The sequence below is a fragment of the Candidatus Zixiibacteriota bacterium genome, assembly GCA_040756055.1.
Lineage (GTDB): Bacteria > Zixibacteria > MSB-5A5 > GN15 > FEB-12.
Genome location: JBFLZR010000004.1, coordinates 353,947 through 377,815 on the forward strand (window position 1 = coordinate 353,947; position 23,869 = coordinate 377,815).

General features: G+C 53.2%; 17 protein-coding genes. 4 read left to right on the forward strand and 13 right to left on the reverse strand.

Features of this window, described 5'->3' with window-relative positions; genetic code table 11:
• Window positions 1–118 precede the first annotated feature (118 nt).
• Entirely contained in the window at window positions 119–3,541 is a 3,423-nt protein-coding gene (locus AB1483_09795) for a dockerin type I domain-containing protein (GenBank protein MEW6412750.1), read from the forward strand.
• A 365-nt stretch (window positions 3,542–3,906) separates the two neighbouring features.
• On the forward strand, window positions 3,907–5,331 hold the full coding sequence (locus AB1483_09800; GenBank protein MEW6412751.1) for a hypothetical protein: 1,425 nt from the start codon (window positions 3,907–3,909) through the stop codon (window positions 5,329–5,331).
• Window positions 5,332–5,402: 71 nt separating this feature from the next.
• On the opposite strand, the gene AB1483_09805 is transcribed toward AB1483_09800, so the two are convergent.
• The 8 genes from AB1483_09805 to AB1483_09840 all read right to left on the reverse strand — a co-directional run bounded on the left by AB1483_09805 (window position 5,403) and on the right by AB1483_09840 (window position 13,035).
• Complete coding sequence (locus AB1483_09805; protein MEW6412752.1) at window positions 5,403–8,003, reverse strand: hypothetical protein; 2,601 nt, start codon at window positions 8,001–8,003, stop codon at window positions 5,403–5,405.
• Between the two features lie 45 nt (window positions 8,004–8,048).
• Window positions 8,049–8,855 (reverse strand): hypothetical protein, encoded by an 807-nt coding sequence (locus AB1483_09810; protein MEW6412753.1) that lies wholly within the window; start codon window positions 8,853–8,855, stop codon window positions 8,049–8,051.
• Between the two features lie 189 nt (window positions 8,856–9,044).
• Window positions 9,045–9,599, reverse strand: a complete 555-nt coding sequence (locus AB1483_09815) for a hypothetical protein (protein ID MEW6412754.1) — start codon at window positions 9,597–9,599, stop codon at window positions 9,045–9,047.
• Between the two features lie 24 nt (window positions 9,600–9,623).
• Window positions 9,624–10,178, reverse strand: a complete 555-nt coding sequence (locus tag AB1483_09820) for a hypothetical protein (protein MEW6412755.1) — start codon at window positions 10,176–10,178, stop codon at window positions 9,624–9,626.
• A gap of 330 nt (window positions 10,179–10,508) precedes the next feature.
• Window positions 10,509–11,075 carry a hypothetical protein gene (locus AB1483_09825; protein ID MEW6412756.1) on the reverse strand — a complete coding sequence of 189 codons (567 nt, stop codon included), beginning with the start codon at window positions 11,073–11,075 and terminating at the stop codon, window positions 10,509–10,511.
• A 169-nt stretch (window positions 11,076–11,244) separates the two neighbouring features.
• Window positions 11,245–11,739 (reverse strand): hypothetical protein, encoded by a 495-nt coding sequence (locus AB1483_09830; GenBank protein MEW6412757.1) that lies wholly within the window; start codon window positions 11,737–11,739, stop codon window positions 11,245–11,247.
• A 70-nt stretch (window positions 11,740–11,809) separates the two neighbouring features.
• On the reverse strand, window positions 11,810–12,289 hold the full coding sequence (locus tag AB1483_09835; GenBank protein ID MEW6412758.1) for a hypothetical protein: 480 nt from the start codon (window positions 12,287–12,289) through the stop codon (window positions 11,810–11,812).
• Between the two features lie 215 nt (window positions 12,290–12,504).
• Complete coding sequence (locus AB1483_09840) at window positions 12,505–13,035, reverse strand: hypothetical protein (GenBank protein MEW6412759.1); 531 nt, start codon at window positions 13,033–13,035, stop codon at window positions 12,505–12,507.
• 311 nt (window positions 13,036–13,346) lie between these two features.
• Here AB1483_09840 and AB1483_09845 point away from each other — a divergent pair, with 311 nt between their 5' ends.
• Entirely contained in the window at window positions 13,347–14,828 is a 1,482-nt protein-coding gene (locus AB1483_09845; protein ID MEW6412760.1) for a T9SS type A sorting domain-containing protein, read from the forward strand.
• 94 nt (window positions 14,829–14,922) lie between these two features.
• Here AB1483_09845 and AB1483_09850 read toward each other — a convergent pair whose 3' ends face one another.
• The 4 genes from AB1483_09850 to AB1483_09865 are packed head-to-tail and all read right to left on the reverse strand — an operon-like array spanning window position 14,923 to window position 19,262.
• A complete protein-coding gene (locus AB1483_09850) occupies window positions 14,923–15,609 on the reverse strand; it encodes an ABC transporter ATP-binding protein (GenBank protein MEW6412761.1) in 687 nt (228 codons plus the stop codon).
• 33 nt (window positions 15,610–15,642) lie between these two features.
• Window positions 15,643–16,890, reverse strand: coding sequence for an ABC transporter permease (locus AB1483_09855; protein MEW6412762.1), 1,248 nt, complete (start codon window positions 16,888–16,890; stop codon window positions 15,643–15,645).
• 5 nt (window positions 16,891–16,895) lie between these two features.
• Window positions 16,896–18,131, reverse strand: a complete 1,236-nt coding sequence (locus AB1483_09860; GenBank protein ID MEW6412763.1) for an ABC transporter permease — start codon at window positions 18,129–18,131, stop codon at window positions 16,896–16,898.
• Window positions 18,132–18,161: 30 nt separating this feature from the next.
• The gene (locus AB1483_09865; protein MEW6412764.1) at window positions 18,162–19,262 is read right to left on the reverse strand and encodes an efflux RND transporter periplasmic adaptor subunit; all 1,101 of its coding nucleotides are present in this window, start codon (window positions 19,260–19,262) and stop codon (window positions 18,162–18,164) included.
• 318 nt (window positions 19,263–19,580) lie between these two features.
• Between AB1483_09865 and AB1483_09870 the strand changes: the two genes are divergently transcribed.
• Window positions 19,581–20,054, forward strand: a complete 474-nt coding sequence (locus AB1483_09870; GenBank protein ID MEW6412765.1) for a GNAT family N-acetyltransferase — start codon at window positions 19,581–19,583, stop codon at window positions 20,052–20,054.
• Between the two features lie 149 nt (window positions 20,055–20,203).
• Here the strand turns inward: AB1483_09870 and AB1483_09875 are convergent, their stop codons facing one another.
• The gene (locus AB1483_09875) at window positions 20,204–23,854 is read right to left on the reverse strand and encodes a vitamin B12-dependent ribonucleotide reductase (GenBank protein ID MEW6412766.1); all 3,651 of its coding nucleotides are present in this window, start codon (window positions 23,852–23,854) and stop codon (window positions 20,204–20,206) included.
• Window positions 23,855–23,869 lie beyond the last annotated feature (15 nt).

The window sequence follows — 23,869 nt, forward strand, 5'->3', positions numbered from 1 at the left end:
TATTCCTCGAGGCTCCGACGATAGGTCGAAGAGGATACGACAACTTTCCGAAGGGAACAAAATGAGACTTATCCGTAAGGATAAGTGACACGTCTTTCACTCTCGAAAGGAGGGGTGAATGTTGAAAAAGACTTCTACAATCCTCATTGTTTCGCTTCTGATGTTCGTGCTTTTGGCGACTTCAGCTTTTGCCGCACAATCCAAGAGCAAAGGCACACTCTCGCCGAGCGCGCGGATTAAAGCTTCTGCCAACGCCCTGGCGTACTCGTTCACCGATGAAAGGCCGGCCGGCGCCACCGGCGCGCTTCAGCAGGGACGGATCCCGATCGGGGCCGTCGCCTATTCCTCGGCGGCTATCTCGCCAGGCCGAACGGTCGGCGATACCTGGTACGACCAGCAGCATAACGGCTCGATGGGTCGCATGATCGAAACCGGTCCTCACTCCGGACAGACGGGCGCAACAACCGTCCACTTCAGCTGGATGTACTCTCCCGATGCTACCATCGAGGAACGTTCATATGCCTATAATGCATACATCAGTGGTACTCATCAGTATGCCGGCGCTTATGTGTTGCACTCCTGGGAATACTCCGGATATGTCAATATCGATGTAACCCCGGATAACCGTGGTATCGTCGGTGGCCACACCGATGTTCACGGCCTCGTGAAATATCAGCCGCAAATGCATTTCGATGATTGCTCAACGTGCGAAGATTTCGCGGCTTTTACACGCCTGCCTGATTCTCTGGCCGTTTATGGGCAGGAAGGCGGCAATACCGAGGCTACCTGGCCCAAGTTCTTCCTGCAGTTCGGTACCGATACCGTGCTCCATGTCGTGGCCGGCAATGATTACGGCGCCTATTATATGTCCCTCATGTATTTCCGCTGCGTCGGATACGAAGGACAGGGTATCTGGGATTATCCGCCCTATGTTTTCGACACGGTTCGCGATATTGCCTATGATATCACTGCCCAGAGAATGGACGACCGCGTGGGTATCACCTGGATGGCCCACCCTCCATATGAGGAGCCATGGTGCGATACCTGCTCGGGCAACACTCCGACCGCCTATCTCGACTGGGGAGTCGGCCAGATGGATAACGACGTCTATGTGCAGGTGTCCAACGATCAGGGTGCCAATTGGGAACCCAAACAGAACCTGACCAAGGTGCCGATTGGCGAAGCAGCCCTTAAAGGATATTGCGATAACTCTATTTTGCTCGATCAGGAGGGTTATCTGCACGTCATCTGGCACGCCCACCCGTGGCCCTCAGATCCTGACCTCACCATGAACTGGGGCGGCGATGGATTCTTCTGGCCTGATAAATCCCGCCTGATGCACTGGTCCGAAAACGTACCATACCTCAGAACAATTTGCGATCACACCTATGACCCGAGCGACAGCTGCGGTTCGCCCGGCTGGGCCATGACAGTTGCCAAACCCACTCTGTCTGAGTGCGACGGCAAACTGTACGCTATCTGGTCGCAGTTCAATGATGTCCCCGGAGGTATCATCGACGACTGTGCCGACTGGCGCTGGGATGACTGGAACAACTACTATTGGGGCGGAGCCAACGCCGAAATCTGGGTGTCTGTCTCCGACGACGGCGGACTCACCTGGGATCGTCAGCGTAACCTGACCAACTCTTATACTCCGTACTGCGATCCCGAGATCGGCGAGGACTGCCAGAGCGATTACTGGGCCTCTATGTCTCGCTGGGGCCGTCAGGTCCAGGCAGGGGAAGACTGGTCTGCCGCCGATATCGTCGACCCGTCAGGTGGATCATCACCGACCAACTGGTATCTTGACATACAGTATGTCAACGATCTCGAGGCCGGACGAGCCATCAGCACCGACGACTACGAAGGCGAATTCACCAACAACCCCATCAAGTGGTTCAGAATGCCTTGCGTGGAGCCGGTCCCCAACCCCATTCCTGTATTTTCTCTGTCTTCTATCGGCTTCCCGGCATGGGAGAAACCGGGCGTGGAATTCGATACCCTGCTCCTGATCGAAAACGTCGGTAACGCCAACTACAATTATACCGTGTCGTTCGAGGAAGACAACGGCACCGCCGGCTGGCTGGGCGTATCCGGACTCTCGGGTACATGCCCCTCCGGTTTGGACAATGTCGAAACCGGAGCCATCGTCATCAACCAGGGCGGAATTGTCGACTACGCGGTCATTCTTACCGGACGAGTAACCTTCAGCTGTACCGAAATCGAAACACCGACCGTTATCGATATCGAGTTCCTCGTTGCCGATACTCTCATCTTCCCCGACTACGATACCGTTCATACCAGCTGTATCGCTCTGATCTGCGGCAACAACGGTAACGTTGGCGGCAATGGCTATCCCGGCGTCACTATGGACTATATCCGCGACGGTGACTGTGATACCACTGCCCTCAACTATATGTTCGAAGGCTCTCCGCTGATCGGATGGGTCAACGGCGATGACACTGTAGTGAACTACTACATGTGGGGTGGAAACTGGGCTAACGAAGAGGGTCTGTTGCCTCAGGGCGGCATGATCGCCACCAAGGTGTGCGACAACCTCAATGCCGAGGTATTTCATTCCGGTGTCTTCTCCTCTAACGACTCGACCATCGCTATGGAGAAAGTCGTCGTGGCCCCGCTCGATGACTGCCCGTTCATTATTGAGTACCTGAAGGTATATTCCTACGACGGTCTCGCTCACTCCGGCCTGCTGGTCGGTGAGGCTATCGACTGGGATATTCCCTGGGATTACCGCGATGATGATACGGCCGGCGACTACTGGGACGTCAACAACTACGGCGGTTTCGACGCCCCGAGAGCTCTCGTTTACCAGCAGGGTTACGAAGCTTCGGGCGACTGGGATACCCTGTATCCTTTCGACTGCCAGCTCAATAACGAGCGCTATGGCGGTAACGCCTTTGTAGCTTCGTACTTCAACGGCTCGTTCGCGGCCGGTGGACCCTACAGCGCATTCGTTCAGGAGAACGACTCGTTGCAGGAAACCGACGGCTGGTTTGAAGGTAAGCTCTACTACGAACTCATGGGTACCGGCTTCAAGGCTACCGACTCGATCGAAGATCTGCACACGGCAATGTGCTTTGACCCGAGCCTCGACCTCGGCGCGACTGACTATTACGAGGTCGTCACGGTCCTGGCTACGGTACACCAGGGCACCCTGGCCGACCTGCAGGCCGCAGTCGACGCCGGTAAGACCTGGTATACAAACAATGGCGGCATCGCCATGTTCGCCGATGTCGATGGCGCCGGCGGTATCGATATGTGCCAGGGCTGCTGCGAACTTGTCGGCGATCTAAACGGCGACGATTACCTGGACCCGCTTGATGTCACCTTCTATGTCAACTGGCTATGGAAGGGAGGCCCCGCGCCGAGCTGTTGCGCGGAAGCCGACATCAACGGAGACTGCTTTACCGACCCGCTCGACCTGACTGCAATGGTCAATTACATCTGGAAAGGCGGTTTGCCGCCGGCCAGTTCCTGTGATATGTCTTGCTGGCTGACATGCACCGGGTCATGCGATTAAACAACATCTTTTGAACTGACACAATGCCTTTATCCAAAGGGCGGCTCAACCCCACGTTGAGCCGCCCTCCCCATTAACGCTCCTATCCCAACTCCTCAAAACAGAGTAGCTTCCCAAAACCGAACCGAGTAACATAGAGCCCACAATCCCTTTTGTCTTGACACAACCCACCGCAAGACTTATACTAACATTGCACAAGGGAGTGCTCAGTTTCTCAAACAGTTTCCGGGAGGGCAGAAATTGCTTACTGCACCTCACGGCCCTTAAGTTCTTCTCGCTTACGTTAGAAAAAACAGCTCGTTTTATGTGTGTCGCGACAAAACATGGTAGTCTGTCCGCAAAGCAAATCTAAACGGAGGGATCAGATGAAAAGTCCATTCTCAACGTCACTCTCGCTCGCCCTGTCAATTTTCTTGCTCGCCGGTCTGACGGCACAAGCCGGTATCGACAAGAAAACCGCCTCTAAACAGGTTGGCAAACCCGCGCTCGTCCGAACCAACGCGCAAGCCTACGCCATCCCGGCCGAACCCGATGTCTTCCTGGTCTGGGACACCGTACAAACCTCCTGCCTCGCCCTGACCTGCAGCCCCCACGGTAACATGGGACGTCAGGGATTCGGCAAAGTCAACATGGATTACTACCCCGAGGACTGCGACACAACGGCTCAGGTCTATATGTACGATGGCTCACCGGTAATCGGTCGCATAATCGGTGACGACACTGTCTTCAACTCGGCTATCTACGACGCCACCTGGTTTGACGAAGTTGGCTTCCTGCCACAGGGCGGTACAAAACAGACAGCATACTGCATCGCACTAAATGCCGAGGTCTATCACACCGGCACCTTCACAACTACAGACTCAAGTATCGCCCTTAACCGCGTTTACATTGCCCCTCAGAACAACTGTCCATTTATAATCGAGTATACGCGGGTTTACTCCTTCGACGGCGCGGCCCACGATGACATCATGATCGGCGAAGTTGTCGATTGGGATGTGCCCTGGGATTTCCTCGAGGATGATGAATATCACTACTGCGTCAACTACGGAGGCCTTGACGTACCCAGAAACCTGGTGTATCAGCAGGGCTACGAAGCCACCTGGGATGACGACGAACAAGACGCAGACTGCCAGCAAAACGATTACCGTTTCGCGGGTATCGCCTTCGCGCAGTCTTTCTTGAACGGTACCGTCTTTAGCCCCGTTCCCTACAGCGGCTTCGTAGGTGAGTTCGACTCTCTGACCGGGCTCGATGACCTCGATGCCGGCGGCCTTTTCGCGAACATGATTCAAGCCGGTTTCATGGCAACAGACTCGGTCGAGGATCTGATATCAGTCGTGTGCTATCATCCCAATCTCGATATCGGCGCCGATGATTACTTCGAGGTAGTTAATATCCTCGCGACAGTACACGAGGGATCACTTGCCGATCTTCAGGCAGCGATCGACGCCGGCAAGGCATGGTATCAATCTCACGGCGGTATGGACATATTTACCGACGTCGATGGGAACGGTCGGATCGATCTCTGCACCGGCACCTGCTGCGAGATCGCAGGCGATCTTAACGGAGATGGCGCCGCCGATCCTCTCGACACCTATATGGTCAACTGGCTCTGGAAAGGCGGTCCAGGTCCAGTGTGCTGTGCTTCAGCAGATCTCAATTGCGATTGTCACATTGACCCAAATGACGTGGGCTTCTACGTCGGCTGGTTGTGGAAAGGTTGGCTGAATCCCTGTAACGCCTGCCAGGAGGAATGTTGGGAAGACATCGGCGGTCCTCCCTGCCCGTAAGACTTGGCAAAGTAGAGTAACAAAAAAGAGCCATCCGCCCCAAAGCGGGTGGCTTCATTATTTGGGGAAAATCACTGAGTGGAAACTGTCTCGTCGGAATTCACCGGCACCAGAAGGAAATTGACCCCCTCTATCATCGTGCCCCCCTCGACCGGTTTTATCTCGAACTCAATCTGCGCCGGCTGGGAAACATAACCAAACTGCTTGAGCTGCTCGGGATCAATGTACGCTTTGTAAGAACCGGGAATAAGCCCAAGATAATAGAAATCGCCGCTGGTAAACGATGTCAACTCGATCAGCGTCTCTTTGGAAAGATTCATCAGAATAATTTTCGTGCCGCCCACACCTCTCAGCGCCGCGCCCACATGCCTGTCAACCCGTCCCGATATTTCACTGGTAGTAACAATCGGAACCTTGATCGCTGTAACCTCATTCGGATTGACCTTGACCTTATAATTGTCATAGCTGGGCTTCAAAAGCGGGTTATCCAGGCTGTACTGGTCAATCTGCACGGTGTACTCTTCGTAGGGACGGAGACCATCATAATAGTATTGCCTGTCCGCTCCCCTGATACTCACATGTCCGCCGGCGATTCTCGCCCTGAGACCCGACAGATATTCCTCGCCGTCATCCATCACCCCATTGTAATTTACGTCATGGAACGGACGGACCACCGCCGACCCGGTGCCAACGGCGTTCCTTCGATCGAACTGAACGCCGTGCGTCTCCTTGTTGTAGCGGATGGAACCCCGCTGCACCTGGTTCATTGTCGTGCGCTTCGAAGTGTGCATCACGCGCGACGTAAAGTCCGCGAAAGGCGTCAGCAGATTGAAGGTGGCCATAATAGTATTGCTCTTGGTGAGCGCGTTGTGCTCCATCGAAAGCGTTATCTGGCTCGTTCTGAATATCCTCTTCGCGAGATGGACGCCATATTTCGACGGCTTGTTCTGCACGTGGTCATAGTCTATCTGGAACTGCGGGCTTAAAAATCTCAAGAGCCTCGATGACAGCATGAGCTGGCTGGACATGCTCTCAACCGTCTTGTTCGAATACGCCGTGCTCTTATACTTACCCATATATGTAAGATGGACCGGGAATACCGAAGCGTTGAATCCGAAGTTCATGTTCATCGACCTCAGCGTAGGATACTCATCAGCGGATATGTTATAACGCAGACCGATATAGTTGCCACCCAGCCGGATCGGCATCGACACCGAAAAATTTATTTTCGAGAGCTGGTCGAGCGGATTGCGAATGGCATTTTCATAGTATTTCGTGTATCCGGCCGCGACATTAATCGACGATGGCCGGCTGAAGCTCAGACTCGCCTTCGACTCATAATTGAAAGCGTGCGCTCCGTTCACTGTCATGCTGCCGAACAATTGATAGGTCGCGTCGGCCGCCACCACCGACTTCTCGCCATCGTCCGCCCCTACCGGCAAATCATAGCTGAGACCGAACGTCAAACCGCTCAGAACACCATAGTAAGCATTCGCTTGGGCATATGTTCTCTTCTGCTGATTGAACTGAAGAGACCCACCGGCCAGGTTATACTCAAACTCCCCCTTGGGAAGCAGCGTGTACGGAACCCGAATCACCTGTTGATTGGTTCGCATCTCGCCGCTGGGGCCGAACATCTTAATTTCAATGTTCGAAGCGCCGTAATACACATCCGCGTTAAAATCATAGAATCCATCGAAACCGGTGAAAACATAATCAGTCAACTTGTTGTCTACCCACAGTTCAACCTCCCAGCCTTCTCCGATATAATCTCTCAGATGGATAGTCTGAAAATATTCCCGCCGCTGCTGTGGCTTGTTGGTAATCATGGCGCCATCGAGACCTCGCCCCAGCGCGCCGCCGGCGTTGACCTTGCCAACTGTGGCCTGGCTGAGATACTTGTTATCGGACAGGAAATAGTGCCAGCCGTAGGTGAACTGATCCGCGTCAAACGGCTCTTCGTTGCTGCCGCCGGTTGTCATCTCAAAATCCCCGCCCAGGAGAATCCCGCCGGTGGTCAGGCTGTAATAATGATTGTTTCTTCCGCCAATCGGGTTAGCCGAAATCGACCAGTCAACCGCCGCGCCGCTCAGGTAGCGTCGCTCATGCCCCAGATCAACCACATCCTTCAGCGACGCCATCCGCTGGCTGAGCTTCTCCCTCGCAATCTTGCGCTTCAGTTTCTGGTAAGCCGGAAAATCCTCGTCCAGCGGAACATACACGCGCAGCATCGTGAAATCGAAACTCATACGCAGGTTGAACAGGTTGGCCAACAACTCCACCCGCACATACAGATCATCTCCACCGACATAGTAATCCGAGGCCAGGTAAGGATACTCCTTCCCCAGCGCCTTAATCCGGAAATTGGCAAGATCGAACTCATAATGCTGATCCTTGGAAATGAAAAAGCCCTGAAACCTCTTCTTCTCCAGATCGGCTTCTATATTAATGTCGAGGAGGCTGAAGACCTTGACCAGCGGAAGGTACACGGTGTGACCGTCGTACTGCACGAAAAGATCCTGCTGAACCAGCTTGGGGACCTCGAAACTGATTACGATCTCTTCGAAATTTCTGCTCTGACTGGCGTTTATCTGGGCCGACACTGACGCGGCGGTCAGAATTACACCTAACAGAACCCCGCAAGGAATATATCGGCATGTTCTACGAAGCATATCCATATGCTCACCTGATAAGCCGGCGAATGTTCCCGTACCCGCTTATTCCTCCACGTTCATGGTGAAAAGAATATCGTTGCCGAATATCATCTCTTCCTGCGGAAGGTCCTTGCGGCCCTTATTTGTTACATTAACCTCAACGGTAAACGGCCGCTTGAAATCCCCTGCCACAATGGGAAGTTCCACGCGCCGGCGCAGGTCGTGATAGACCGCCAGATGAATCTCGCTCTTACTGATTTCCTTGCCGTCGGCATCCAGCAAACGGCAGCTCAGAAGTCCCACGTATGAGACATTACCGCGATTCACCAGGTCAACAACCGCGTACACATTGGAGTCCGTGACCTGAGTTTCGGAATTTGTCAACTCAACATTGGCGACACAATCCCCCTTGCGATACTTGAGCATAATCGCTGTGCGCATGATCATATTCAGCTTGGTGGTAATCTTGTTGTCGTCTTCGGGAGTCGGTATCGTGGTTGTTCCCTCTTGCGCCTGAACCACGACCCTCGCCCAGTATTCGCCGTCAGCCAGGTCTTTCGGCGGATCCGCCACGAATCTCACAATCTGAGAACCGTTGGCGGGAATGATCAACTTGCGCGGAAACGCCTTCACCCATCCCATCGCCGACCGGGGATCGGTCACGGCCGAGTCCTGAAGATCAATACTGACATTACCGAGACTGTCGGATTCGGGAATGCCGAAGGCGAAGTCAATCGTGACTTCCTTGGGAGCGTTGGTCGGATTCTGAACAGTGAGCCGCCCCGTCCGGCCTTTTTCGGAGATAAACACTACCGGAGGAGCTACCAGAACACCCGCCAGAATATCTGCCAGCGGCAGAAGGACCAGCATTAATGCACAAAATATCCCCTGCCGAAATACCCTTTTTAACGACAGGGGATTCAATTTCAAATCAGTCATCTTGTCTACATCCTATGCTTGTGTTAAAGTCGCCGTGAGAACCGCAAATCCATCGCGGCCTCATCCCATCCAAGGGAAACTTAACCGGAGCGACTTTAAATCGTCAATTTTTAACAGTCATCAGTTACCGGTATAGGCAGCCGTCAGAACGATATCGCCCGAATAAGCGCCCACCGCCTGGTCAACCGCCGGATAAACGGTACCGACCAGGTACACATGCAAACCATTGTCAGCGCCGAGCGTGGTGGCGGTCAGGTTGTATGGATCCTCTACCGTCTCCGAACCACTCTTGGTGGCGGCATCACCGGCCAGGAACGGATCGATTTCGCAATCGGTGGCCCCGAACGAAATGATCATACGGTCGGTGTTAGTGGAATTCCAAAGGTACTCGGGAAGCTGAAAGTAAAGAGCAACTTCACTACCGCCGGCACCGGCGACCTGGAAGTCGGCGGCTTCAGCCACGACATCGATGTCGGCTGAAGTCGGGACGCCCTGAAGCACGCTACCGAAGTTAAGGTCTTGAACCGAAGTTACCGCCAGAACGGCCAATACCGTAGCATTGGCGCCGCCTGTGGCCACTTCCTGAGCCTGAGTGTTCGCAGCCGCGAACATCAGAACAAACAGCGCAACCGCGATAAGCGGTGAAGCGAATTTCTTGTGTGATTTGAATAGCATTGTTTATCTCCTGGTTACGTTATTCTAATTTCCTGTGTAAGCCGCAGTCAGCACGATATCAGCCGTGTAGGAACCCACCGCCTGATCCACCGCCGGAAATACCGAACCCGCCAGATAGACGTGAAGGATATTATCGGTCGCGTGGAGATTGGTGGCCGGAAGAGCATAAGGATCGGCCACGACCGGCGCTACTTTCGTAGCAGCGGTTCCAATGTTGGCGTCGATCTCACAGTCCGTCGATGAAAACGAAATGATCATCCGGTCCGTGTTCGTTGAATTCCACAAATACTCCGGCAACTGAAGATACAGCGCGACCTCGGCGCCACCCGAACCGGTGACACTGAAATCCGCGGCCTCAGCTACCACGTCAATATCCGCAGAACTCGGGACACCCTGGAGTACGTTACCGAAGTTCAGATCCTGAACCGAAGTAACGGCAAGTACAGCCTGGACGGTGGCAGTGGCCTGACCGACCGCAACTTCCTGTGCCGGCGCCGTCAGAGGAATCAGAAGAACTACCACAACCAGACCCACGATGACAATCTTGGAATACTCCAGGCATCGTCTTAGTCTACTCATGTTTAACTCCCATCCGTTGTTCATTATTTTGACATATCCGTTTTTCGAGTCCTTTTGTATGTTTAATCGTCATACAGTTCACTTTCTTAACAACCCTTTAGAAAAATTTTTGCGATTTGCAATGCTCCCTTTCAGCTTTTCGCATTCCGCCATAGACCACTTACAACATCCCTGTTTCAAATCAAAAACATGCTGAAAAAAATGAAAGGGAAGACAAGCCGCCATGGCAACGCAAAGCGCTGTTAGACAATATGATATGTCGCTTTTTTGGGGGGGAACAAAAAAGGAGAGCTGAGCTCTCCTGCGTATTCGTCGCGAATGACCGGCCGGCTATGTTCCGGTGTAGGCCACGGTTACGGTAATGTCGGCGCTGTAAGGCCCCGAAGTTTGGTCAACAGAAGGAGTTACGCGTCCGCCAAGAAAGATGGCCGTTATGTTTGGACCGGCCGAACCAACCACCAGGCTGGTCGGCAAGTTGTAAGGATTAACATCCGGCCAGCCATCTCCGAACGCCGATGGATCAATATTGCCGGTCGAATCTACCGAGCAATCAGTCGCCCCAAACCCGACAACCATCCGGTCGTCACCGCTGGCTGTCGCAAGGTATTCCGGCAAAGAAATATAAACCGATATCCCGGCCCCACCCAGACCGGAAATCATGAAAATACCTGAATTGAGAGCATCGTTATTGCCGACTGTCTTGGCTACCCCCTGCAGGACATCTCCGAAATCAAGGTCCTGCACGGAAACGACCGACAAACCCGTGAGAACGTTGGCTATTGCCAGCCCGTGGGCTACTTCCTGACCGACTACCGGATTCGACAGGGTCAGCACGATTATACCGACGATAACAAAAATACTCCCGAGTGAGCGTGCGCGATGTTTATAGGTATTCATGAACGACTCCTGCTTATAGAGAATATTTTCCCGCGTCCCGCCGCTATGACGGCGCATATTCTATAGATAAAATCGCCATCGTGCACGCATGTAATTACCTCTGCGGTAATAATACCGGCGCCACCGCCAAAGGCTGTATCAAATCTAAGCAAACTATGGGGAGAATACCCTAATTTCCGGTGTATTGCACCGTGATGACAATCGAAGCGTTATAGCTTCCCTGTTGCTGACGGATACCTGGAATAACGGTCCCGCCGAGCCATATCGTCAGCCCGTTCGAACCGAGCCGATAAGTCAGCGTGTGCCAGGGATCGAGATCATCGAACTCGGGATCAGATTGATCAGGGCTGGCAGTCGTATCAATAGCGCAATCCGTCTCGTTGAAAATCATCTGCATATTGAAACCACCGGCGTTCATGTATGTCGGCAGCGTGAAGTTTATCGAAATTTCGTCACCGGCAGTGCCGGTGATCTGAAACTCACAGGCCGATCCGGGTGTGGCTTTGTCGATAGCCTTGGGTATGCCGGGGAACACCGCTCCGAACGCGAGATCGTTGTTGATAGTCACATTCTGCGCGAACGAGCTCCCTCCCGCGAAAAGAAGTATCGCAAGTGCCGCGAAGCTTAAACCCCTCGCAATAACGAAACCGAATGATGATCTCATGGGAAAAAACTATGAGAAGATGACTCCCACGTCAACTTTTAACTGAAGACCCGAACCGCTCGGAAGATACTCAATTTTCAGTATAAATGAGAGTGATCGTACAACTGCCGCAGTCCGCCGATAGACTGCCTATGACTTCATTCAGATCAAGAAGGGCATTTCCCGGTTGATAGGGATCGGCCGAAACGGATGCGAACCGAAGGTGCCGCACTGCCGGACCCGAAAATCGTCCCTGCGTATCATCATCCGAGGACACTTCAATCAGCACCGACCCGACAGACGGAGAACGCAAAAACAGATTATCGAGCCGCAGGGATTCTTCGCTGCTTTCGCCCCATGATGCCATCGTCATACCGATTTGCGTTTGCGGACTCATTGTCAAAAGAGTGTCTTCCGGCGACACAATCCCGATCGCCGGCACGACTGTAGCCGTGGCCGAAATCGAAGCCGATGCCCGACCGATGAACATCTCCGCCACCCCGGGCGCGAATGAAATCGCGAAAATCACCGCTGTTGATAAAATGATTCTAAGCAGCCGACCAAGTCCCATGTCAGTACCTGATTAACAAATGGTGTGTACACCATCAAGATACCGAAAAAACCGAATTTGTCAATGAGATTGTCGACAGCCAAAATTAAAGTGGACCCGTATCATCCACAGAAATCAGAGCATACGGCTGCAATGGAAAACACGGGCAGAACAATGCCCTCTCCCCCGGATCAAACGATGACAATAGCGGATGAAGCCCGCCCTATCCGCTATCGTCAACTTCCCGTATAAGCAACCGTCAACACAACATCGCTGGCGTAGTCGCCGCCGGTCTGGGACACTGTCGGAAGCACCGTTCCGCCAATCCAGATCATCAGCGTCGCGCCCGCTCCGATATTGAGCGTAGCCGGTCCGTTGGGATCCAATACACCGGCCGGGGATGTCTGCCCGGCTCCGGTGCCGTCGTCGTACGAAGCATCGGTGTTGTTGAATATGACCCGCAGGTAAGCCAGTGAATCCGACGTTACGAGCGAGTCCGGAAGCTCAAAGTCGACCGAAACCTCGGCATTGCTCGTACCGGTCACGGTCCACTCACCGGCAAAGCCCACCGTCGCCTTATTAACCGACTTATTCACTCCGGGCGTCACCGTTCCGAACTGAAGGTTGTTGGTACCGACGACATTCAGAGTTGACACTACTGTTGCTAGAGCCTGGATGGTTCCCCGCTCCTGCGCTTGCGACAGGGCTGTCAACAAAAGCAGACAAACAAGTACTCCAAACAGGGCCCGGCCTATTGTTCTGGCCAAAGCAACCTCCTTGTTTCAGGTTTCCAAGTTCTCTGAAACACTGAAAGTGCAAGGCCGATGCCGTAGCGCCTCTTACAGCCAACCCCTTGTCGTTCAGTCTGATGCCGTTAGCACGTCTGCCTGACAGCCTTTGTCGGAACATCCCGCAGTGAGGGAAAATCCCCACACCTGACCACTTAAGCCCTTACCCGCCAAAATATTTTGGGGAGGCCCTAAAGTATTGCCACGCCTTTCCGATTAAATGCAGTGAAGCGACTGTTCAAAAATTAAACAGCGCACTTGAAATAGGATAATTCAAGGACGACCACGCCATGTTTAGGCATATGGGATATGCTCCAAAAATTCTGGTGGCACTGGCAATCAGTGCATCGCCGGTCCTCTGCCAGGACCTGCTGTGGTACAAAAACTACGGCGGGCCATACAACGAATTCGGCAACTCCTGCCAGCAGGACGCCAACGGCGACTTCTATTTTCTTGGCACCACCTACTCCGACGCTACCAACGGCTTCGATATCTACCTTGTAAAAACCGATTCGCTCGGAAATCGACTGTTCGCCAGAACATATGGCGGCGCTCTCTCCGAATACGGTTACGACTTGCGCATGACGACCGATGGCGGTTTCGTCATTGTCGGAAGCACCAAATCGTATGGGGCAGGTGAAAAGGATGTTTATCTGCTCAAAATCAATGCCGACGGTGACCTTCAATGGAGCCGCACCTACGGCGGTGTCGCCGATGACGAGGGTCGATCGGTCAGACAGACTACCGATGACGGCTTCATCATCGCCGGCGGCACCTTCTCATTCGGCGCCGGCTATCAGGATGTCTACCTCATCAAAACAGATCAGTACGGCAATCTCGTCTGGCAGGAAACGTTCGGGGGCGCGGGCGGAGAATCCGCCGCGGCTGTACGCCAAACGCCCGATGGTGGATATATCGCGGTGGGTTCCACCGGGTCCTTCGGCGATGGCTACAGCAGCATCTATGCGGTTCGCGTCAGTCAGGCCGGCGACTCCATGTGGGCCGCCACCTATGGGGGACTGAAAGCCGACTACGGTTACTCGGTGGAAACAGCGATGGATGGCGGCATAATAATCGCGGGCGCTACCGCCTCGTTCGGAGCGGGCTCCTCCGATGCTTACCTGATAAAAACCGATCCGAGCGGCTATGTTGAATGGCAACGAACCTATGGCGGCGCCGATGATGATCGCGCCTATTCCGTGAAGGAGACACCCGCCGGTGACTTTATACTGGCAGGAAGCACCCTTTCGTTCAGCTCCACCTTTAACGTCTATCTGGTCAAAACCAATCCCGTTGGCGAGGCAATCTGGTCCCGAAATTACGGAGGCGTGGAATCCGACTACTGCGAAATGATCCTCCGCGACAAAGATAACAACTACATTCTGGTCGGACGCTCCTACTCCTACACCTCCGGCGGATCCGACCTCTATGTGCTAAAAATACTTGGCGACCCCGCTACCGATGTCTTCGAACAGCTCCCCGGAGAGCTTCCCGCCATCGCCGAGCTGGCCCAGAACTATCCGAATCCGTTTAACCTGTCAACGGCTATCGAGTTCTCGCTCAATTCACGAAGCCCGGTAACGCTCTCCATATACAATGTCCTTGGGCAGAGAGTGAAACAATGGTCGGAGCCATCGCTGGCCGCCGGCATTTACCGATACGAGTGGGACGGCCAATCCGAGTCCGGCAACACCGTGGCATCAGGCGTTTATTTCTATCACCTCGAGGCCGGCGTGTTCAGCGAGTCCAGAAAAATGATTTTACTGAAATAAGACAACCATGTGAATACATTGTCATTCTCCACGAAAAAAGTCGGGACCAAAAAGTCCCGACTTTTTTATCAGCACTAGCTCCACAAGGGAATTCTTACAGCAAATTCCCGTTGGTGTCAATCAGACCGTCTTTGAGTTTGATGATTCTCTCGGTCCGTTTGGCGATATTCATGTCGTGCGTGATAATGATGATCGTCTTGCCCATTTCACGAAGTTCGTCGAAAATCTTAACGATTTCACCGCCCGATTTACTGTCGAGATTACCGGTCGGTTCATCGGCGAGGATTATGTCCGGTTCGTTCGCCAGCGCCCGCGCGATAGCCACGCGCTGCATCTCACCGCCCGACATTTCCGTTGGCTTATTATTGAGCTTATCGGCCAACCCGACTCGCGCCAGCAGATCCAGCACCCGCCTGCGGCGATTCTTGCCGTTGGTGCGGGAAAACAGCAGGGGAAGTTCCACGTTTTCAAAAGCGGTCGCGTATGGCAACAAATTGAACGCCTGAAACACGAAACCTATCTTCTGATTGCGAATATCAGCCAGTTGATTCGAAGTCATACTGTTTACCGGCTGACCGTCCAGCAAATAATCGCCCGCCGTCGGTACATCAAGACAGCCTACGATATTCATCAGTGTCGACTTGCCCGAACCCGATGGTCCTACCACGGCTACGTATTCACCTTTTCGCACCTGAAAATCTATGCCCTTGAGGGCCTTGAACTCCACGCTTCCCGTTATATAAGCCTTCTCGACTTTCTTCAAATCTATCAGCATATTCATCTCCCGTCCGCGCTCTATCTCCCGCCTGGTCCTTTACTCATATCTCAACGACTCCACCGGGCTTACCGAAGCCGCCTTCATGGCCGGAAACAGCCCGGAGAGAATTCCCATAATCCCGAGGATGATAATGACAATTACGCCAATCTCCAGCGAGATAGTCGGCCGACCCATCATCTCCAGCACATCCGATTCTATCGGGACACGCTTGAAAGCCTCAGTCATAATGTAACTGATCGCCATTCCCCCAAACCCGCCGAAGAACGTGATAATCAGAGCCTCGATCAAAAACTGTATCAGTATGTACGATCTGCGCGCGCCCATGGCCATCTTGATACCTATCTCACGGGTTCTTTCCTTGATGGATACATACATGATATTCGCCACGCCGACACCGGCGATCAGCAGCGTCAATCCGCCGATAATACCAAGAAATATCTTTATCCCGACCAGAACGTTGGTAAATTCCTTACTTGAGGCTACCGTGTCCCAGAGCGAGAGAGCCCGATCGTCCTTGGGATCAAACTTGTACTTCGCCCCCATCGCCTCAAACAGCTTCTTTTCCACTGCTTCGTTTTGATTCGCATCACGAAGCTGATACACAATGTCATCCAGATAGGGATCGCCATACATAGCCTCAAAAGTCGTCAGCGGAATCACCAGCTTGTCCTCATCCATCCCGGAGTAGTTGCCCATCACTCGTTTTTCCTTCATGACGCCAACGACTGTAAACGGCACGGAATTGACCATCACCTGCTCACCTATCGCATTCTCCTTGCCAAAAATGCGATCCTTGAGTTCCCATCCCAGAAACGCCACTCGTCGCCTCAACTCCATGTCCTTGTCATTAATCATGCGACCGCCCCACTCGGGAATGTAGTTGCGCATCTGCTCGTAGTTCGGAGTCACGCCGATCACGTGTTCACTCAAAACAACGTCCTTGAACTCCACGCGCTGGCCCCAACGGTCATATTCGCCACCAACGCGCTCAATCTCGGGAATCTTGTTTTTGATATAGTCAATATCTTCCTGCTTCAGATAGACCTTCCTGCCCTTTCCCATCCCCTGATAAGCCACCGATGTCTGTCCGCCCCAGAGAACGACGATATTCTGCCCCATTCCCTTCTGCTGCGTGCCGAGCTGCCGGTGAAGTCCCTCACCGAATCCCAGAAGCAACATGATTGAAACCGTACCCCAACCGAGGGCCATAAGAGTCAGAGTGATCCGCTTTTTCTGCTTGCGAAAATCGCGAATGAAAACGTTGTAGATTATTGATAGTCTCATAATGCCTAAAACAACTTAAGTGCCTGCACCGGCTGCAAATTAGCGGCCCTTCGCGCCGGAAATATTCCTGCTCCCAGACCAACCAATCCGAGAATCGCCATAGTACTTACCGCCGCCCCGAAATCAACGCTGGGCGTACCCACGAAATCACCAAGATTTAGACTCGGAAATATCGCTATTATCAACCAGGCGAACAAGAACCCAAGAACACCGCCCACACCGGTTATGAGCAAGGTCTCGAAGACAAACTGCCACAGGATAAAGCTCTTGCGCGCTCCCAATGCCATCTTGATGCCAATCTCTTTCGTGCGCTCCTCCAGCACCACATTCATGATATTCGTCACGCCGATACCACCGGTGATGAGAGTCGCCACGCCGATTCCCACAAGAAACATCGAAAACGCCATAAAGAAATTCTTCAAAAACGCAAACCCTTTCGTGGTGTCCCACACCGAAATTGCCTCTCGATCAGTCGGATCGAACCGGTATTTCGCGCCGAGAATCTCAAAAACTTCCTTGCGGGCTTCTTCCATCGAACCGTTCGGCCAACACTGCCCGACGAAATTGTTGACATACCGACGGCTATACATCGATTCGAACGTAGTCAACGGAATGAAAATCGCCCTGCTGTCGCGCCCACTGTATGAACTGTTCTGCTGCTTCTTCACCATGTGTCCCACGACCGTGAACGGCATTCCGTTGATTAAGATTTCTTTGCCGACAGCATCTTCATCACCGAACAAATCCTCCTTGAGAAGATTGCCTATAAAGCACACGCGACGTCTTTCATCCAAATCGCGGTCGTTAATGAAGCGCGAACCGAAGGTCGGGTTCACATTGCGCATCGGGCCATATTCCGGCCAGATACCATGGATCGAGCGGAGAGTGGACTGCTTGCCGTATCTGACATTCACGTTCCAGTTGATGTACTCGGGCGAAATACGCTGAAAATGTTGCGTCTTGGATTTAATGAGACTCACGTCTTCAGCCGTCGGACGAATAGCACGTCCTTTCGGAAGCCCCTGGAACTCCTTGGCCGTAAGCTGGCCCCAGAAAATGGCGATATTCTCGCCCATACCTCGCTGGGATTTCAACTGTGCCTCGGTGATCCCCTTGCCGAACCCAAACAACAGCACAATCGAACAGGTGCCCCAGAAAATCCCGAACATCGTCATGGCCGTCCGAAGTTTCTGGCGACGCATGTCGTTGAGAAATTGTTTTATCGTAACCAGCGGTATCACGGCTCTCTCTCCAGACAATACTACTTTGTGCTATTCCCAGATCTCAATATCTTTGGGAGGACGCTCAACAACCAACTCTCCTTCATCAACACCCGACACTACTTCGATATTAATGCCGTCGGAAAGACCGGTCTCGATTTCACGCTCCGTGATGGCCAGCGAGCTGTCCTGAATCTCCACAAAGTGAGAGGAATCCTTCGCGCGTACCAGGCGCTCGGGAATCAATATGATATCTTCTTTCTTCGTGATAATCACATCAGCGTTGGCGCTGTAACCGGCCCGAAGGAATGTCGAACCAACGTCCGTGATTGTAATCTCGACCTCGAAAAGCGTCGAACCCTCTTCCTTGTGCGCCTTTGGAGAAATCTTCGTCAACACCCCGGTCACCCGCTGTTCGGATGAAAGGGCGCCAACTTCTATCTCGGCGGACATACCCTCGCGAAGCTTGCCGACATCGATCTCATCGACATTTCCCCTGAAAATCAGGTCATCCATCTGGGCCAGAGTCATCAAATCCGTTCCGGCCTGATAGGACGTGAGAGGCACCACCGGGTCGCCCTCTTCAACCAGACGAGAAAGCACCGTGCCTGCTATCGGCGACTTGATAATATTGTCAACACTACCCTTGGCGTCATTGGATTTCCCCGACTTGATAAGCGACAGCTTCTCCTGCGCCAGCTGAAGGCGAAGCCTCGAACCCTCGCATACCGCTTCCTGATTGTCATACTCCTGCGGCGATATCAGGTTTTTGTCCGCCAGTGTCTTCAGACGGTCCAGTTCCCGCTTGTCGTTGTCGTAAGACACCTTGCGGATTTCCACCTCGCGCTCCGCTTCGGTCAGCTCGATCGGCGTCGGGTCCGGACCGATATCAAACAACGGGTCGCCGACTTTCACGCGGTCACCAACCTCGACATAAATCTTGCGGACAATGCCCGGAATCTTCGATTTGACAGAGATTTCAAGCTTGGGCTCAATCTTCCCGACCGCCAAAGCCTTGTCAATTATCGAACCCCGCTCGGCCGCGACAGTCTTATGAGCTTCCTCTTTCTTGGCAGCTCCATCCATCGCGAAAAAGAGGACGGCTCCGATCACTATTACAACTGTGACTATAATGGCTATTTTCTTAAACATCGGCAGCTCTCCTATCTACATCCTACTGTTATCACCGTTGATTAGTATTAGATTACGACTTTACGGAACCTTTGTTTCGAGCCGGCGGGATTTTTGTTGGACCGAATGGTCGCCGTTACTACTATGCTTACGGCCAACGTATTATTGTATATACATTAACCTCATCACGGTAAGATGTAGCTGTAACTCAAAATTTTACGTTAGAGAAACGCGGATATGGCGTCTATTTCGTTAAATTTTAAGCCCTTAACCCCCTCCCGCTGGGAAGACTTTGAGCAGCTTTTCGGAAAACTCGGGGCCTGCGGAGGATGCTGGTGCATGTACTGGCGACTCAGAAACGCCGACTTTGATGAACAAAAAGGAGACCGCAACCGCGCCCAGATGAAAAGTTTGGTCTTGAAAAACTCCGTTCCCGGTATACTCGCCTACCACAAGAGCCAGCCGGTCGGATGGTGTGCTGTCGGCCCCCGCGACGATTACATAAGGTTCGAAACCTCGCGAATCCTAAAACCGGTCGATGATCGCAAGGTCTGGTCAATCGTCTGCCTTTTCATCGACAAAAACTACCGTCGCAAAGGTGTCAGCGCGCGATTGCTCAAAGCAGCCGTGGAACACGCCGCCCGTAGAGGCGCCACGATTATCGAAGGCTACCCGTTCGAACCAAAAAAGAAAGATATGCCCGACCCGTTCGTGTGGACCGGCCTGGCTTCAGCCTATCTTGAGCAGGACTTCGTTGAGGTAGCCAGACGCTCCCCCACCCGCCCCATCATGCGGTATTTCGTTAAACCGTGACACCGCGAAAAAGTTGAACTGCAGTTAAAAAGGCCCGCAGGCCACCACTGACCACACGGACCCCATTACTCTCGAGGAGAGAGTCTTCTCACCGGCGACTGAGCGCCGGATTTATGACACAAATACTTACTGTCAGCCCGATCGCGGCATCAACTGCAGCCACTGGTCGCGCCACAGGTGTCACACTTCAGACAGGTCCCGTTGCGCACCATCGTGAACTGACCGCACTCGCCGCACATGTCTCCCTCGTATCCTTTTAATCTCGCGGCTCTGATTTCTTCAAAGAACCTTTGCCCGGTTTGATCAACAACCCTTTTGACTGACGCTGCGGCATACTCAAGCGTCGCCTTTGCGGTCGCAGGTTTCTCTGCCGTAACCTTATGCTCCACCGACTTACCATCACCCGTGAAACCTCCTGTTTCCCCTTTGGTATTTCCGTTCTTTCCGTTCCCACCGAAATCTATCCTGAGATGGCTGGAATTGATATCATCCGAAGTCCGGCTCGCCGTCGTCACCTGCCCGGTGATGCGTGAATCGGCCGGTTCCTCCGCCTCGAACTCGATCGACTCGTCGGCCGGCTTACCCAGCGTGTCGCCAAGCAAATCTTCCTCCGATACATGGGCCAGATCGTTACGCCCGAGATACGAAATCGCCAGTTCCCTGAATATGTAGTCAATGATCGATGTCGCCCGTTTGATTGACCGGTTGCCCTGCACCAAACCATTCGGCTCGAACCGGCTGAACAAAAACGCCTCGACGAATTCTTCCAGCGGTACACCGTGCTGAAGACCGAGCGATACGGCAATCGCGAAACTGTTCATAAGCGACCGGAACGCCGCCCCCTCACGGTGCATATCGAGGAATATCTCGCCCAGCGAACCATCACTGTACTCGCCGGTTCGCAAATACACCTTGTGACCGCCCACCACCGCTTTCTGAGTGTAGCCGCCGCGACGGTTCGGAAGTTTGCGACGCTTGGCCAGGTAGCGATACACTATCTTCTGCGCCATTTTTTCCGACACATTGTCCACCGACAGGCCGTCCTCTTCCTCGTCTTCGTCGAACAGCGACGATGTCAGCGGCTGACTCAGCTTGGAACCATCACGATAGATCGCGATAGCCTTATTCATCGTTTCCCATGCTACCCGGTAAGCCTTCTTGACATCCTCGGTCGAGGCCTCGGCAGGCATATTGATAGTCTTGGAAATGGCCCCCGAAATAAACGGCTGGGCCGCGCCCATCATCCTGATGTGCGATTCAAACCGGATAAAACGCTTGCCCTTCTTACCGCAACGGTTGGCGCAATCGAATATGGCCAGATGCTGCTCCTTGAGATGCGGCGCTCCCTCCAGCGTCATTGTCCCGCAGCAGAACTCATTGGCCAGCTCAATCTGCTCCTTCGTGAAACCAAGCTCACGAAGCAAATTGAAATCCCAATCATCATACTGGTCCTCGGAAATGCCCAGCGTATCCTTGAAGAATTCCTCACCGAGGGTGAATTTGTTAAAGGCAAACGAAATGTCGAAAACATTGCCCAGGGCGCTTTCAATCTTATCGAGCTCTTCCTCGCCGAAACCCTTCGCCTTGAGAGACTCGTGGTTTATATACGGCGCCTGTTTCAATGTTTTCCGACCGGTGGCGTACAATATGATGTCGTTGATCTCCGACGCTGCATATCCCAGCCTTCTCAAAGCTATCGGCACCGAATTGTTGATAATCTTGAAGTAACCGCCACCGGCCAGTTTCTTGAATTTTACCAGCGCGAAATCCGGCTCGATGCCGGTCGTATCACAGTCCATAACCAGACCGATCGTTCCGGTAGGCGCTATCACCGTCGTCTGAGCGTTGCGATATCCATAAACCTCGCCAAGCTCCAGCGCCCGATCCCAGACCAGACGGGCCGCCTGCACTATCTCCTCGGGGATATAGTTGGGGTTGATCCCGTGAGGCTTGATCGTCAATTCTTCATACTCCCCCTTGTCGGCATTGTAGGCCGCCCGGCGGTGGTTGCGAATAACCCTGAGCATGCTCTCGCGGTTGCGATAATAAGCGCTGAACGGGCCAAGCTCTTTTGACATCTCGGCCGAGGTAACATAAGCCTCACCGGTCAACATGCTGCTGAGCGCGCCACACCAGGCATAACCTTCCGGCGAATCATACGGTATCCCCATCCGCATCAAAAGCGTGCCCAAGTTGGCGTATCCCAGCCCCAGCGTGCGATAATCGAAACTCTTCTGGGCAATCGGTTTCGATGGATACGACGCCATCAACACCGATATCTCCAGCACGATTGTCCAGATTCTAATAGCATGAAGATACCCCTCGATATCGAACCTGCCTTCAGCATCCAGGAATTTCACCAGATTAATCGATGCCAGGTTGCACGCCGTGTCATCGAGGAACATGTACTCGGAACACGGATTGGAAGCGTTGATGCGACCATCGGAGGGACAGGTATGCCACTCATTAATGGTAGTGTCAAACTGCACACCGGGATCGGCGCAGGACCAGGCCGAAAAACAGATCCGGTCCCAAAGCTCCCTTGCGGGAATTTTTTCCGAAATCGCTCCGTCGATACGACGTTTCAACTCCCAGTCCTCATCGTTTTTCAACTTCTCGAAAAACTGGTTGGGAATGCGTACCGAATTGTTGGAGTTCTGGCCCGACACTGTCAGGTAGGCCTCATTCTCCCAGTTGGTATCGAGTTCGACAAAATCAAACTCATCGATCCCCTGGGCAGCCAGATCCAAAACCTTCTTTATATATGACGACGGTACGCCAAGCTGACGGCTATGCTTGATGACGCGTTTCAGCTTGGAGTTTTTCTCCGGGTCGGTTTCATACTGAGAGTTGCCGTTTTCACCCGAGATACGAGCCGCGTCGAAAATCTCGCGAAGTTGTTGACGGATAATTTTCGAACCCGCAACCAGGGCCGCTACCTTCTGCTCCTCAACTACCTTCCAGTCAATAAACTCGACAATATCAGGATGGTCCAGATCAAGACAGACCATCTTGGCCGCCCGGCGAGTCGTTCCCCCGGACTTTATCGCTCCCGCCGCGCGGTCACCGATGCGCAAAAACGACATCAATCCGCTGGAGTTGCCGCCGCCCGACAAAGGCTCCTTGCAGCCTCTTATGTTCGAGAAGTTGGAGCCGGTACCGCTGCCATATTTGAACAGACGGGCCTCACGAACCCAGAGATCCATGATACCACCGTCATTGACCAAATCATCCGACACCGACTGAATAAAACAGGCATGAGGCTGCGGATGCTCATAGGCGTTTTTCGCTTCCGTCAAATTGTGATTGGCCGGGTCGACATAATAGTGACCGTTGGAAACGCCGCCTATACCGTAGCTGTGATACAACCCGGTGTTGAACCATTGTGGTGAGTTCGGCGCCGCAATCTGACTGGCCAGCATGAAGCACAATTCATCGTAGAAACTCTGGGCCTGCTCGGCATTGTCGAAATAGCCGTACTCTTCGCCCCAATGGCGCCAACACGAAGCCAACCGATTGAAAACCTGCCGTGAATCCGTTTCACCGCCGGTAACCGGCTTGCCGTCATCACCGACAAGAAAATTCCCCTTCTCATCCTTCTGAGGTACGCCTGCCTTGCGAAAGTACTTCTGAGCCAGTATATCAACCGCCACCTGCGACCAACCCTCGGGAACTTCGACATTGTCGAGCCTGAACACCGTCGAACCATCGGGATTCTTTATCTCCGATGTCCGCCGGGTAAAATTGATCCGGGCATAAGGTGACTCCCCCTGGCGAGTGAAATACCGTTGGACTTTCAAGGTCTACCTCCTGTA